The sequence below is a fragment of the Streptomyces sp. SGAir0957 genome, from assembly GCF_043523415.1.
The window spans coordinates 7220661-7234001 of the sequence record NZ_CP027293.1; the positions used below are offsets into that span (position 1 = coordinate 7220661).

The window sequence follows — 13341 nt, forward strand, 5'->3', positions numbered from 1 at the left end:
GCGCGTACGGGCCCCTTCGGTACGTGGTCGATCGTCGCCGACTGTACCAATGGCCCAGCATTGTCGCTCAGTCCGGACCGGCTGCCCGCAGGCCGACGAAGTCGCCGTCATGGTGGATCAGCGGGCCCGCCGCCTCCGCGACCCGGCCCGCCCGCACCACGAGCCCGATCACGAGCGCGTGGTCGCCGACCGGGCGGAAACTGACCGGCGTGAGCACGAAGCGGGCGATGACCCCGTCGAGCGCGGGCAGGCCCAGCGGGTCCCGGTGCCAGGACGTGCCCGCGCCGAACCGGCCCTGGCGCGGGCCCGCGAAGGTCCGCGCCACCTCCTCCTGGCCCTCCGCGAGGAGCTGCACCATCACCCAGGTCGCGCCCCGCACGGCGCTCCACGACGCCGAGCGCAGGCCGACCGTGAACGACAGGAGCGGCGGATCGAGGGAGAGCGAGGCGAGCGACGTCACGCAGAACCCGGTCGGCGGCTCCCCGCCGACCGTGACGACGGCGACGCCCTTGGCGTGCCGGCGCAGGACGGACCGCACGAGGTCCGCCCCGGCCGGCTCGACGGGGCCCGCGGCCGGTACCGGCTGGAGCCGCCGGGAGGCATCGGTCCGGCTCACGCCGCCCCCTCGTGCGGCGCCGCCCCGAAGCGGGCGCCGATCTCCTCGGCGTGCGGCGAGGCGTCGGCCGTCGCGTACGCCGCGCTGTGCGCCGCCCAGTCCGCCCGGCCCCCCTTCTCGTCGCCGAGGGCGAAGCGGCTGACCCCGCGCAGGTACAGCAGCTCCGGGTCGGTGGCGCCGCCCGCGTCCGCCACGGCGGCGTCCAGGTCGGCGACGGCCCGCCGGTGCTCGCCGAGCGACTGCAGCGCCACGGCCCGGTTGGCCCGCAGTTCGGTGTCGTCGGTGAGTTCGAGCGCCGCGTCCAGGTCCTTGACGGCGGCGTCGGCGCGGCCCGCCTCGAAGGCGAGCACCGCGCGGTTGGCCCAGGCGGCGACGCACAGCGCGTCGGCCCGCAGCGCCGCCGAGTAGCTGTCGTAGGCGGCCTCGGCGTCGCCGGTCTCGGCGAGCAGGGCGCCTTGCGCGGCGAGGAGTTGGGCGTTGGCGGGGGCCAGGGACAGGCCGTGGCGGATGTCGGCGGCGGCCTTGTCGAGGTCGCCGCGGACCAGGTGCAGGTCGCAGCGGTGCACCAGGGAGTCCACGTGGTCGGGTTCGAGGTCGAGGGCGAGGTCCAGGTCGCGCAGCGCGCCCGCGTCGTCGCCGAGTTCGCGCAACAGGTCCGCCCGGTTGAAGTGGGCCTCGTAGAAGGGCGGGGTCAGCCGGATCGCCGCCGCGTAGTCCGCGAGCGCGGAGCGATGGTCGCCGAGCGCCCGGTGCTGGGCGGCCCGCTCGAAGTAGTAGTCGCCGTAGTCCGGGTCGCGGCGGATCACCTCGTCGTAGTCGGCGAGCGATGCCTTGTGGTCGCGGCGGGCGCCGCGCACCTGGGCCCGGTTGTAGAGCAGGACGGAGCGGTGCAGGAGCTGCTCGTGCGGGCCGAAGTCGGCGTCGGTGATCGCCATCGCCTCGTCGACGAGGGCGAGCGAGGCGTCGACATCGCCGCGGTGCAGCTCGACCAGGGCGCGCGCGTTGCGCATGAACGCCCGCACGAGGACGCGCTTGTGCGGGTCGGGGTGCACGTCGGCGATCGAGATGGCGGTGTTGACCCAGGCCAGGGCGCGGTCCTCGTCGTGATCCGCCTTGGGCAGGAACCGCGTGTAGAGCATCGCCATGAGGTAGGCGGTGCCCATGTGGACGTCGGGCGAGGTCGAGCCGCGCCGCATCTCCTCGAAGTAGGGGAACGCGTCGTGCCCGCGGCCCAGATAGCAGAGGCACGCGCCGGCCTTGTGGGTCAGGTTCCAGTACGTACGGGTCGGCTCGGCCCCGTCGAGCAGGGCGCGGCCGCGCAGCGCGAGGTCGATCACGGCCTCGTAGAACCCCTTGTCGAAACAGGCGGTGACGGCCTCGACGATCGCGGCGACGCCCGCGCCGGCCGGGTCCGTGCCGTGCTCCAGGTGGTAGGGGATCGCGGCGAGGCGCAGGGTCGGTTCGTCGCGGGCGGCGAGGAGCGCGGCCCGGGCGGTGTGGCGGCGGGCGCGCTCGTCGGCGGGCAGCGCGTCGTAGGCGCGGAGCAGCCGGGGGTCCTCGCTGGTGCCGTCGGAGTCGATGTGGAGCTGGGCGAGGTCGGTGTCGGGAAGCAGCGCGGCGTCGACGACGGGCAGCCGGGGCGCCCGGTGGGCGTGCGCGTGAAGGGCCTTGCCGAGCAGGTCGGAGGCGGCCCCCGCGCCGTCCACGACCACGGTGAGCACGGCCGGGTCGCAGCGCCGCAGGAGCACGGCGACGAGATCGCGGTCCGTGGGGTCGGCGTCGTCCAGGCCCCGGAAAGCGAGGGTGAGGCCGCCGGGGTGGGCGGAGCGGGCCCAGTCCATGAGGAGTTCGGCGACGCCGTGGGCGATGCGCAGGGCGCGGGTCGCCGGGTAGAAACGGGTGCGTTCGGTGGCCGAGGCGAGGTTGGTGAGGGTCTGCGGCGGCGTGGGCACGATCGCCATCAGCTCGGGCGCGATCGACTCGACCTCCAGGGCGCGCGCGGCGGCCACCAGCTCGGCGTCCTTCGCGACCAGTTGCGGCACGGCCTGGTGAAGGAGGAAGTGGGCGGCGGTGAACGGGCCCCGTAACCGGCGGTGGCAGCGCACCTGCAGCTGTGCCGGGGGCGGCGGCTCGCCGTCCGTGGCCCGGGCGGTGGCGTCCAGCCACCAGTGCCGGGTCGACAGCGGGGCGGTCGGAGAGGCGGTCATGTCAGGGCTCCTTGCGGTGCGGTGGTCCGGGACCGGGCGCGCCGGTCCCGCAGGGTGACGTGGACGAGCAGCCCGATCTGCAGTCCGGACAGGGCGATGAAGCCGGCGGCGTCGACCAGGTCCCAGACCGGGGTGGCACTGCCGCCGCCGAGCCGGTCGGTGATCGTCGACCAGAAGTGCAGCGCGGTCGGCAGGCCCGCCCAGAGCAGCGAGGCGAGCGAGAACCCGTACCCGGCGACGAGCAGCGGCGCGTACCAGCGCGCCACGGCGTGATCGCGCGGCGACCACTCGGTGTCCGGCACGGGCGGCTTCAGCCGCAGCAGTTTCCGCAGCCCGGTGCGCAGCCTGAACCGCGTCGCGTTCTGCAGATCCGTGCATCGGGTCGCGGTGGTCAGCACGTAATAGATGTCGGTCTCCAGATAGAACAGGAATTGCCAGATGAGGCGCAGGACACAGGTGAAGGCGACAGCGAGACAGAGTTTGTGAATCCACGACGGAATGCCGGGTCCGTCGAGAGCCGCCGACAGAAGGGTCAGTCCGCACAGCAGGATGACGTCGGCCAGGATGCCCGCGCAGAACGGGAGATAGCGTTTCCGCCGTTCCACGCTGAGCAGCGAATCGAGCCGGGTCTCGGCGACGAGGTAGTACAGCCTGCGCCCGAGGCCGAGCGTCGAGGGGAGTCCGAGGCGCCGTCCGGCGAGCGCGTGGAACGCCTCGTGCAGGACGATGCAGGGGATCGCGACGGCGAAGACGATGATCGGGATCAGCGACACGTAGTGGGTGAAGAACACGTGGTGGTACGTGGGCCGCAGCCCCGGATCGCGCACCATCGCGGCGACGGTGGCGCCCACGAGCGCCCCGTACGCGCAGAACGCGGGCCACGAGAACACCGCGCGCCCGAGCCGCTGCCAGCGCACGCGCGGCTGTTCGGCGGGGACGTCATCGGCGTCGTCCGTACGGAGGAACCCGAGGTCGGTGAGGGTCTCCAGGAAGTCGTCGAGGTCGAGCGGCGACCCGTAGGTGCGCTCGAACCAGGCGGTGACCTCCTCGGCCGGCGCCCCGTCGGCGAACATCCGCAGCGCCTGCGCCCCCTCCTCGGGGAAGACCGCGTAGCTGCCGGTGTCGGGCCGGCCCACCATCACGCCGTCGTCCTCGGCGACCATGGTCAGCCGGTGCAGAGATACGGTCGCGCCCATCCGGCGCACCTCCCGGGTGAGGATCGGAGCCGGACCCCGAAGGCGGCCCGGCTCCGACCGGCGGTGGAGCGGATTACGCGGCGTCGCCGCAGAGGTAGTAGCAGGCGGTGGTCAGACGGATCGGACCGGCCTTGCGGACGGAAATCTTCTTCATGGCGTTTCCCCCTTCCGGGGCATTGGAGTTCTGCGAATTTCCGGAATCGCGGTGGTCCAGCCAGGATTGGCGCCCGGATTCGCCCCTGTCAACCGGGAACGAAATAATCCGGAAATAAAAGCGCGCCGCGTATTGCGGGGTATTTTCAGGCAGCGCCGAGCAGTACTCCGTGCCCGGGAAAAAGAAATTCAGGGATTACCTGAGAAAAGGTGAGAAATGATCAGGCGGGCGGTACGACCGCAGCATCGGTCGTACCGCCCGCCTCAGCGGAGCGCTCTGCGCACCATCCGTACCTCCCGTACGGGCCCCCGTTTTTCCGGCCTCGGGATGGGAAGGCCGGCCCTCACCGCAGCATACGGAGCGGGGGTCCGGGATGTTCAGCGTCTGCCGTTGACCCCGGGGCCCGACGCCGTGGAACCGCGCACCACCAGTTCGGGCATGAACACGAACTCGGTGTGCGGGGCGGGGGTGCCGCCGATCTCCTCCAGGACCGCGCGGACCGCCGCCTGGCCCATCGCCTGGACGGGCTTGCGCACCGTGGTCAGCGGCGGGTCGGTGAACGCGATCAGCGGCGAGTCGTCGAATCCGACGACGGAGATGTCGTCGGGGACTTCGAGGCCGCGCCGCCGTGCGGCCCGGATCGCGCCGAGCGCCATCATGTCGCTGGCGCAGACGACGGCCGTACAGCCGCGGTCCATCAGATCGGACGCGGCGGCTTGGCCGCCCTCCAAGGTGTAGAGGGAGTGCTGGACGAGGTCGCGCACGGTGTCGTCCGGGTCGACGCCGAGGCGCTCCTGCATCGTGCGCACGAAGCCCTCGATCTTCCGCTGTACCGGCACGAAGCGCTTCGGGCCGAGCGCGAGCCCGATCCGGCTGTGGCCGAGGGAGGCGAGGTGGGTGACGGCGAGCTGCATCGCGGCCCGGTCGTCCGGCGAGATGAAGGGCGCCTGCACCTTGGGCGAGAAGCCGTCGACGAGCACGAACGGCACGCCCTGCGCGCGCAGCTGCTCGTAGCGCTGCGTGTCCGCGGTCGTGTCGGCGTGCAGGCCCGAGACGTAGATGATGCCGGTGACGCCCCGGTCGACGAGCATCTCCGTCAGCTCGTCCTCGGTGGAGCCGCCCGGCGTCTGGGTGGCCAGGACCGGGGTGTAGCCCTGGCGGGTCAGCGCCTGCCCGATGGTCTGGGCGAGCGCCGGGAAGATCGGGTTCTCCAGCTCCGGGGTGATCAGACCGACCAGGCCCTCGCTGCGCCGCCGCAGCCGTACGGGCCGCTCGTAGCCGAGCACGTCGAGCGCGGCGAGCACCGACTGCCGGGTGGCCGAGGCGACGCCGGGCTTGCCGTTGAGGACGCGGCTGACCGTCGCCTCGCTGACGCCCGCCTGCACGGCGATGTCGGCCAGGCGGGCGGTCCCGGGCGGGGTATGGGCCGGTCGCCTGGCCGCCTGCGCGGGCAGCTGCGTCATCGCACTCCTTGGGGACATCGTGCTGGCAAGGCTCCTGATAATCCCTGTGTAGCCACCATGTGGCAAGACCTTGCAGCGCCTTTCAAGGTGGCATACCGGGCTATTAGCGGGCAGAACTCCCCGCATTCGTCCGTCCCTTGTGGGTCACGAAGCGATAACTCGCCAACTTGGCTGCAATTTTTTGCTGCAAGGTCTTTCGCCGGGCTTGCCGCGCTGTTACGTTCCTGACGCCCGGCGGCGGCGACGGCGCGGTCGGCAAGTAGGCCAGAGGAGCGGACGGGACCTCTCCTCGCCCACTCACGGGCATTCACCCTCTAGGAGATCTCATGCGGCGTGGCATAGCGGCCACCGCGGTGGTGGCGTCCCTCGCTCTCGCGGCGACGGCGTGCGGCGGAAGCGACGACGACGGCGGCAAGGCGTCAGGCCCGACCACCATCACGTGGTGGGACACGTCGAACGCCACCAACGAGGCGCCCACGTACAAGGCGTTGGTCAAGGACTTCGAGAAGGCCAACCCCGACGTCAAGGTCAAGTACGTCAACGTCCCCTTCGACCAGGCGCAGAACAAGTTCGACACCGCCGCCGGTGCCAGCGGCGCCCCGGACGTGCTGCGCGCCGAGGTCGGCTGGACCCCCGCCTTCGCCAAGAAGAGCTACCTGCTGCCGCTCGACGGCACCGAGGCCCTCGCCGAGCAGGACAAGTTCCAGGCGAGCCTCGTCAAGCAGGCGCAGTTCGAGGGCAAGACCTATGGCGTGCCGCTGGTCACCGACACCCTCGCCTTCGTCTACAACAAGGACCTCTTCAAGAAGGCCGGCATCACGAAGGCGCCCACCACCTGGGACGAGCTGAAGGCCGACGCCGCCAAGGTGAAGGACAAGACCGGCGCCGACGGCTACTGGGCCTCCACCGCCGGCTACTACGCCGAACCGTTCCTCTTCGGCGAGGGCACCGACACCGTCGACGCCGCCGGCAAGAAGATCACCATCAATTCCGCCGAGGCCAAGAAGGGCCTCACCGCCTGGCAGGGCCTCTTCGACGGCAAGGGCCTGCACAAGGCCGACGCCACCGCCGACGCCTACGCCCACATCCAGGACGCGTTCGTCAACGGCAAGGTCGCCTCGATCATCCAGGGCCCGTGGGAGATCACGAACTTCTACAAGGGCTCGGCCTTCAAGGACAAGAACAACCTCGGCATCGCCACCGTCCCGGCCGGTTCGACCGGCAAGGCGGGCGCCCCGACCGGCGGCCACAACCTCTCGGTCTACGCGGGCTCCGACAAGGCGCACCAGGAAGCGTCCCTGAAGTTCGTCAAGTGGATGACGTCGGCGAAGACGCAGGAGCAGATCGCCCTGAAGAACTCGACGCTGCCCACGCGCGCGGACGCCTACACCGCGAAGGTCACCGCCGACCCGGGCATCGCCGGCTACCAGAAGGTGCTCGCCGCCGCCCAGCCGCGCCCCGAACTGCCCGAGTACAGCTCGCTGTGGACGCCGATGGACCAGGAGCTGCCGAAGGTCGCCACCGGCAAGCAGTCCCTGGACGCGGGGCTCAAGAGCCTGGAGACCTCGTTCGCCAAGCTCGTGCCCGACTTCAGCAAGTGAGGCGCGTCCTTGTGACGCGAGGGGCGCACACGTCCTTGTAGCACGAGGGACGCACGCGTCCTCATAGCGCGAGGGACGCACGCGTCCTTGTAGTTCGGCCGGTCCGCGCCCCGCGGGGGGAGGGTGCGGACCGGCGTCGACCTGACCAGAAGGTGCTCCGCCATGACCATCGCCGTCGACCGACCGACGCACCCAGTACGCAAGACACCACGCCCGGGACCGATCCAGCGCCTCAAGGACTCGTACCGCAAGTACTGGTACGCGTACGTCATGGTCGCCCCGGTGGTGATCGTCCTCGGCGTGCTCGTCGGCTACCCCCTGGTGCGGGGCTTCTATCTGACGCTCACCGACGCCAACAGCCTCAACTCCGCCCGCACCATCGGCGTCAACCACATCGACGCCACCTACAAGTTCGTCGGCCTCGACAACTACGCCGACATCCTGTGGGGCCCGTCCTCCTACGACCGCTTCTGGTCGCACTTCATCTGGACGATCGTGTGGACGGCCCTCTGCGTCGCCCTGCACTACGGCATCGGGCTCGGCCTCGCGCTGCTGCTCAACCAGAAGATGCGCGGACGCACCTTCTACCGGCTCATGCTGATCCTGCCGTGGGCGGTGCCCACCTTCGTCACCGTCTTCGCCTGGCGGATCATGCTCGCCGACTCGGGCATCATCAACGCGACGCTCGGCTCGCTCCATCTGCCCCAGCCGGAATGGCTGGAGGACCCCTTCTTCCAGAAGGCCGCCGCGATCCTCGTCAACACCTGGTGCGGCGTCCCCTTCATGATGATCTCCCTGCTCGGCGGCCTGCAGTCCATCGACGCCTCCCTCTACGAGGCCGCCGAGATGGACGGCGCCAGCGCCTGGCAGCAGTTCCGCCACATCACCCTGCCGGGCCTGCGCTCGGTCTCCTCGACGGTCGTCCTGCTCGGCGTGATCTGGACGTTCAACCAGTTCGCGATCATCTTCCTGCTGTTCGGCAACACCGCGCCCGACGCCCAGATCCTCGTCACCTGGGCCTACCGCCTCGGCTTCGGACAGCAGCCGCGGGACTTCGCGCAGTCCGCCGCCTACGGCGTCCTGCTCCTGTCGATCCTGACCGTCTTCACCTCCTTCTACTACCGCTGGTTGAAGCGCAATGAGCAGCTCGCCGTCTGACGCCGCAGGAGCCACCATCATGAGCACCACGACCACCCCAGCGCCGGAGGTCCCCGCGCAGCGCTCCGCGCCGAAGACCGCACCGTCCGGTGCGCGCCGCGTGCGCAGGCGCGGCGAGCGCGGCCCCGTCGCGACCACCCTGTCGCACGGCGTCCTCGCCGTCGCGAGCCTCATCGCCCTGTTCCCGATCGTGTGGCTGGTCTACCTGTCGGCCGGACCCGACAAGGACGACTACCTGCACCCCGGCGGCATCGCCTCCAAGGCGACGCTCGACAACTACACGTACGTCCTCCAGCACACCGGCTTCCTCGACTGGACGAAGTCGACGCTGGTCGTCGCGCTCGGCACCACCCTCGTCGGCGTGCTCTTCGCCGCCACGACCGGCTACGCCGTCTCCCGGATGCGCTTCCCCGGATACCGGCCGCTGATGTGGGTCCTGCTGCTCACGCAGGCGTTCCCCATCGCCGTCCTCATCGTGCCGATGTACGAGATCTTCAGTGAACTCGGCCTCGTCGACAGCTACCTGGGCCTCGTCCTGGTCAACTGCACGACGATCGTGCCGTATTGCACCTGGCTGATGAAGGGCTACTTCGACACCGTCCCCGTCGACATCGACGAGGCGGGCCGGATCGACGGGCTCTCGCCTTTCGGCACGTTCTGGCGGCTGATCCTGCCGCTGGCCAAGCCGGGCATCGCGGTCGCCGCGTTCTACGCCTTCATCACGGCCTTCGCCGAGGTCGCGTTCGCCTCGACGTTCCTGCTCGACGACTCCAAGTACACCTTCGCGGTCGGCCTGCAGAGCTTCATCAGCGAACACGACGCCCAGTGGAACCTCATGGCCGCCACCGCGGTGTTGATCGCCATCCCGGTCACCGCCTTCTTCTACCTTGTCCAGAAGCACCTGGTCACCGGCCTCACCGCGGGCGGGACCAAGGGCTGAGGCCCAGCAGACCCCTACGCACACCGACCCACAGCCGGCTCCTTTACGCAGCAAGGACACCATGACTCAGCACTCCACCGACGAGTCCCCGGCGTTCGCCACCACGACCCGCGAGACCACCGACTGGTGGCGCGACGCGGTCATCTACCAGGTCTACCCGCGCAGCTTCGCCGACAGCGACGGCGACGGCACCGGGGACCTCGAGGGCGTCCGCCGCCGCCTGCCCTACCTGCGCGACCTCGGCGTCGACGCCGTGTGGCTCTCCCCGTTCTACGCGTCCCCGCAGGCCGACGGCGGCTACGACGTCGCCGACTACCGGGCCGTCGACCCCATGTACGGCACGCTCCTCGACGCCGACGCGGTGATCCGCGACGCGCACGAGCTGCGCCTGCGCATCATCGTCGACCTCGTGCCCAACCACTCCTCCGACCAGCACGAGTGGTTCAAGCGCGCCGTCGCCGACGGCCCCGGATCGCCGCTGCGCGACCGCTACCACTTCCGCCCCGGCAAGGGCGCCGACGGCGAACTGCCGCCCAACGACTGGGAGTCCATCTTCGGCGGCCCCGCCTGGACCCGGCTTCCCGACGGCGAGTGGTACCTGCACCTCTTCGCGCCCGAGCAGCCCGACCTCAACTGGGAGCACCCGGCCGTCGCCGACGAGTTCCGCTCCATCCTGCGGTTCTGGCTCGACATGGGCGTCGACGGCTTCCGCATCGACGTCGCCCACGGCCTCGTCAAGGCCGAAGGGCTGCCGGACCTCGGCGCCCACGACCAGCTCAAGCTGCTCGGCAACGACGTGATGCCCTTCTTCGACCAGGACGGCGTCCACGAGATCTACCGCTCGTGGCGGCTCATCCTCGACGAGTACGACGGCGAGCGGGTCTTCGTCGCCGAGGCGTGGACCCCGACCGTCGAACGCACCGCCAACTACGTCCGCCCCGACGAGCTGCACCAGGCCTTCAACTTCCAGTACCTGGGCGCCCCCTGGGACGCGAAGGAACTGCGCACCATCATCGACAGCTCCCTCGACGCCATGCGCCCCGTCGGCGCCCCGGCCACCTGGGTCCTGTCCAACCACGACGTCACCCGGCACGCCACCCGCTACGCCAACCCGCCCGGCGGCACCCAGATCCGCACGGCCGGGGACCGGGAACTCGGCCTGCGCCGCGCCCGCGCCGCCACCCTGCTCATGCTGGCGCTGCCCGGCTCCGCCTACGTCTACCAGGGCGAGGAGCTGGGCCTCCCGGACGTCACCGACCTGCCCGACGAGGTGCGCCAGGACCCGTCGTTCTTCCGCGCCCAGGGCCAGGACGGCTTCCGCGACGGCTGCCGGGTGCCGATCCCGTGGACCGTCGAAGGTTCCTCGTACGGGTTCGGCGACGGCGGCAGCTGGCTCCCGCAGCCCGACACATGGGGCCCGCTCAGCGTCGAGGCGCAGACCGGCGACCCGGACTCGACCCTGGAGATGTACCGCTCGGCGTTCGCCGTGCGCCGCGCGCAGCCGGGTCTCGGCGCGGGAGCGGACGTGACCTGGCGCGACGACGCACCCGCCGGTGTCCTCTTCTTCGAGCGCCCGGGCTTCGCCTGCACGGTCAACACGACCGGCGCCCCGGTCCGCGTCCCCGCGCCCGGCCGCGCGCTGCTCGCCTCGGGCCCGGTGCCGGCCGCCGAGGACGGCACGGTGGAGCTGCCCGCCGACACGACGGTGTGGTGGGAGACGGTCTGATCCCCGGACACACGTAGGAAGGGGGCCGGTGGTGTCGCACCGGCCCCCTCACTCACACGTGTGTTACTTCCAGGTGTCGTTCACCGTGTAGCCGCTGCCCGAGCCGGTCGTGTAGGACCGGTTGTCCCCGGACTCCCAGGTCACGTTCCCCGAGGCGTCCTTCTTCAGGTACTTGTACGTGAAGGACGTGTTCTTGGGGACGATGACCGTGCTGCCCCAGGAGGGGTACGAGGCCGACGACAGCGGGATCGCGTCGGCCGGGTTCCAGGAGCCGAGCGAGGGGACCGAGCCGACGACGTAGACGTTGGTGCCGGTCGTGGTCGTGGCGTTGACCGCGAACCGCACGTCGGTGGCGTTGGCGTCGGCCACGTTCCAGGTGTTGTTGACGGCGGCCGACGAGGTGCCGGTGGTCAGCTTGCGGTTGGCGTTGGACTCCCAGGTGACGTTCCCGGAGGCGTCCTTCTTCAGGTACTTGTACTCGATCGCGGACGAGGCCGGGACGGCGATGTCCTTCTTCCAGACCGGGTAGCCGGTGGCGGACAGCTTGACGGCGTTCGCCGTGTTCCAGGAGCCGAGCGCCGGGGCGGACCCGACCACGTAGACATCGGTGCCGGAGGTGGCGGGCGCGTACTCGTTGAAGGAGGCGGTGACGGTGGTGCCGCCGCCGTTGTCCCCACCGCCGCAGTTGACGGGGCAGGTGTACGAGCCGTCGTAGAACGCGACCGAGCCCTTCGCCGGGACGGTGAGCGTGGCCTTGCCGCCGGAGACGGTGACCGAGGTCGCGCCGCCGTTGATGACGTTCTTGTACGTGCCGTCCTTGAGGCCGGTCGTGTAGGTGTGGGTGTGTGCGGAGGAGGAGTTGTTGAGCGCTACGAAGCCGCCCGTGCCGCGCGCGAAGCCGATGACGTTCGAGGCGGGGGACTGCCAGTTGGTGACGGAGGCGCCCGCCACCGCGTTGTGCCAGGCGACCATCCCGGAGACGGCCGTGTCGCGGTTCAGGCAGGACCAGCCGGCGGAGCAGTTGGTGTCGGTGACGAAGCCTCCGCTGTTCGGCGGGGCCTCGTCGCTCTGGGAGAAGTTCCAGGCCGCGTAGACGGACGGGCGGCCGTAGCCGCGCGCCAGCTGGAAGACGTTGGCGAGGACCGCCGTCGCGCCGTCCTTGTAGCTGAGCGTGTAGCCGTTGCGCTCGGTGTCGTGGTTGGTGACGAAGGTGTTGGAGTTCGCCTCGTTCGCCAGGCCCCAACTGCTGCCGAACGAGGCCAGGTTGGCGATGTCGCCGCCGCCGAACTGGGACTTCATGGCGGCCGCGTACGTGAAGTCCAGGACGTCGCCGTGGGCGTAGTAGTCGCCGAGCGCGGGCGGGCTGCCGGGGTAGACCTCCTGCGTGATGTAGGGCGCGTCGCCCGCCTTCGTGGTGTGCAGGGCGCCGACGATGGCCTTCATGTCGGCGGTCTCGATGTGTTTGGCGGCGTCCACGCGGAAGCCGTCGACGCCGAGGTCGATCTGCTTGTTGAGGAAGCCGACGATCTTCGAGCGGACCCCGGACTCGGAGGTGTCCAGGTCGGGCAGGCCGAGCAGTTCGCAGTGCTGCACCTCGTACTGGTCCGACCAGTTGGCGATGGTCTTGGTGCAGTCGTCGCTGTCGGCCGGGTCGTAGTCCGGGGTGTCGTACTTGTTGCCGATCGTCGTGCCCGCGTAGCCGGTGCCGGTCTGGGCGGCCGTGTGGTTGATGACGGCGTCCGTGTAGACCTCGATACCGGCGGTGTGGCAGGTGTCGACCATGCTCTTGAAGTCGCTCGCGCTGCCGAAGCGGCTGTCCAGCTTGTACGAGTACGGCTGGTAGACGTCCCACCAGAAGTAGTTGGCCTGCTTGAGGGACTCCTCGGGCGGGGCGACCTGCACGGCGCCGTAACCGGCCGGGTCGAGGACGTCGGTGCACTCCTTGGCGACCGACTTCCAGTTCCACGACCACAGGTTGGCTATGACGTCGCCGTTCTTGACGCCCGTGTCGGCGGCGGACGCGGTCTGCGCGGGCAGGGTGACGACACCGCCGAGCGCGAGCGCGGCGACGGCGAGTCCGGTGGCGGTGCGGTGCCTTCTCTTGAAATGGGGGGTGGGGGGCATGAGCGGCTCCAGTGAGGTGGGGATCGCGGCCCGTGACGGGCGGCGCACCGAGAGCGTGGGGGAGTCCAGGAGGCCGCGTCAATAACTTCGTTGAAAGTTCTTGCTATGCGTTGCAGAACTCTTGCAGCAAAGTTCCTGCAAGCGATACGGTCACGC

General features: G+C 70.3%; 9 protein-coding genes. 4 read left to right on the plus strand and 5 right to left on the minus strand.

Annotated features, from left to right (window positions below; genetic code table 11):
* Positions 1 to 67: 67 nt before the first annotated feature.
* The 4 genes from C1N81_RS37600 to C1N81_RS37615 all read right to left on the minus strand — a co-directional run bounded on the left by C1N81_RS37600 (position 68) and on the right by C1N81_RS37615 (position 5636).
* Positions 68 to 616, minus strand: coding sequence for a flavin reductase family protein (locus tag C1N81_RS37600; protein ID WP_394435856.1), 549 nt, complete (start codon positions 614 to 616; stop codon positions 68 to 70).
* Complete coding sequence (locus tag C1N81_RS37605) at positions 613 to 2823, minus strand: tetratricopeptide repeat protein (RefSeq protein WP_394435857.1); 2211 nt, start codon at positions 2821 to 2823, stop codon at positions 613 to 615. Before C1N81_RS37605 ends, C1N81_RS37600 begins: the two co-directional genes overlap by 4 nt.
* Positions 2820 to 4019 carry a hypothetical protein gene (locus C1N81_RS37610; RefSeq protein ID WP_394435858.1) on the minus strand — a complete coding sequence of 400 codons (1200 nt, stop codon included), beginning with the start codon at positions 4017 to 4019 and terminating at the stop codon, positions 2820 to 2822. Before C1N81_RS37610 ends, C1N81_RS37605 begins: the two co-directional genes overlap by 4 nt.
* A gap of 531 nt (positions 4020 to 4550) precedes the next feature.
* Positions 4551 to 5636 (minus strand): LacI family DNA-binding transcriptional regulator, encoded by a 1086-nt coding sequence (locus tag C1N81_RS37615; RefSeq protein ID WP_394435859.1) that lies wholly within the window; start codon positions 5634 to 5636, stop codon positions 4551 to 4553.
* 326 nt (positions 5637 to 5962) lie between these two features.
* Here C1N81_RS37615 and C1N81_RS37620 point away from each other — a divergent pair, with 326 nt between their 5' ends.
* The 4 genes from C1N81_RS37620 to C1N81_RS37635 all read left to right on the plus strand — a co-directional run bounded on the left by C1N81_RS37620 (position 5963) and on the right by C1N81_RS37635 (position 11061).
* Positions 5963 to 7237: an extracellular solute-binding protein gene (locus tag C1N81_RS37620; protein WP_394435860.1), complete on the plus strand. Its 1275-nt coding sequence runs from the start codon at positions 5963 to 5965 to the stop codon at positions 7235 to 7237.
* A gap of 162 nt (positions 7238 to 7399) precedes the next feature.
* Positions 7400 to 8395, plus strand: coding sequence for a carbohydrate ABC transporter permease (locus C1N81_RS37625; RefSeq protein ID WP_394435861.1), 996 nt, complete (start codon positions 7400 to 7402; stop codon positions 8393 to 8395).
* 19 nt (positions 8396 to 8414) lie between these two features.
* A complete protein-coding gene (locus tag C1N81_RS37630) occupies positions 8415 to 9335 on the plus strand; it encodes a sugar ABC transporter permease (protein ID WP_394435862.1) in 921 nt (306 codons plus the stop codon).
* A gap of 61 nt (positions 9336 to 9396) precedes the next feature.
* Entirely contained in the window at positions 9397 to 11061 is a 1665-nt protein-coding gene (locus tag C1N81_RS37635) for a glycoside hydrolase family 13 protein (RefSeq protein WP_394435863.1), read from the plus strand.
* Between the two features lie 63 nt (positions 11062 to 11124).
* On the opposite strand, the gene C1N81_RS37640 is transcribed toward C1N81_RS37635, so the two are convergent.
* The gene (locus C1N81_RS37640; RefSeq protein WP_394435864.1) at positions 11125 to 13185 is read right to left on the minus strand and encodes a carbohydrate-binding module family 20 domain-containing protein; all 2061 of its coding nucleotides are present in this window, start codon (positions 13183 to 13185) and stop codon (positions 11125 to 11127) included.
* Positions 13186 to 13341: the final 156 nt, after the last annotated feature.

Excerpts from the sequence above, each read along its gene's own strand:
- C1N81_RS37605 (WP_394435857.1), bottom strand. The coding sequence starts at position 2,823 with ATGACCGCCTCTCCGACCGCCCCGCTGTCGACCCGGCACTGGTGGCTG.
- C1N81_RS37610 (WP_394435858.1), bottom strand. The coding sequence starts at position 4,019 with ATGGGCGCGACCGTATCTCTGCACCGGCTGACCATGGTCGCCGAGGAC.
- C1N81_RS37615 (WP_394435859.1), bottom strand. The coding sequence starts at position 5,636 with ATGACGCAGCTGCCCGCGCAGGCGGCCAGGCGACCGGCCCATACCCCG.
- C1N81_RS37620 (WP_394435860.1), top strand. The coding sequence starts at position 5,963 with ATGCGGCGTGGCATAGCGGCCACCGCGGTGGTGGCGTCCCTCGCTCTC.
- C1N81_RS37625 (WP_394435861.1), top strand. The coding sequence starts at position 7,400 with ATGACCATCGCCGTCGACCGACCGACGCACCCAGTACGCAAGACACCA.
- C1N81_RS37630 (WP_394435862.1), top strand. The coding sequence starts at position 8,415 with ATGAGCACCACGACCACCCCAGCGCCGGAGGTCCCCGCGCAGCGCTCC.
- C1N81_RS37635 (WP_394435863.1), top strand. The coding sequence starts at position 9,397 with ATGACTCAGCACTCCACCGACGAGTCCCCGGCGTTCGCCACCACGACC.
- C1N81_RS37640 (WP_394435864.1), bottom strand. The coding sequence starts at position 13,185 with ATGCCCCCCACCCCCCATTTCAAGAGAAGGCACCGCACCGCCACCGGA.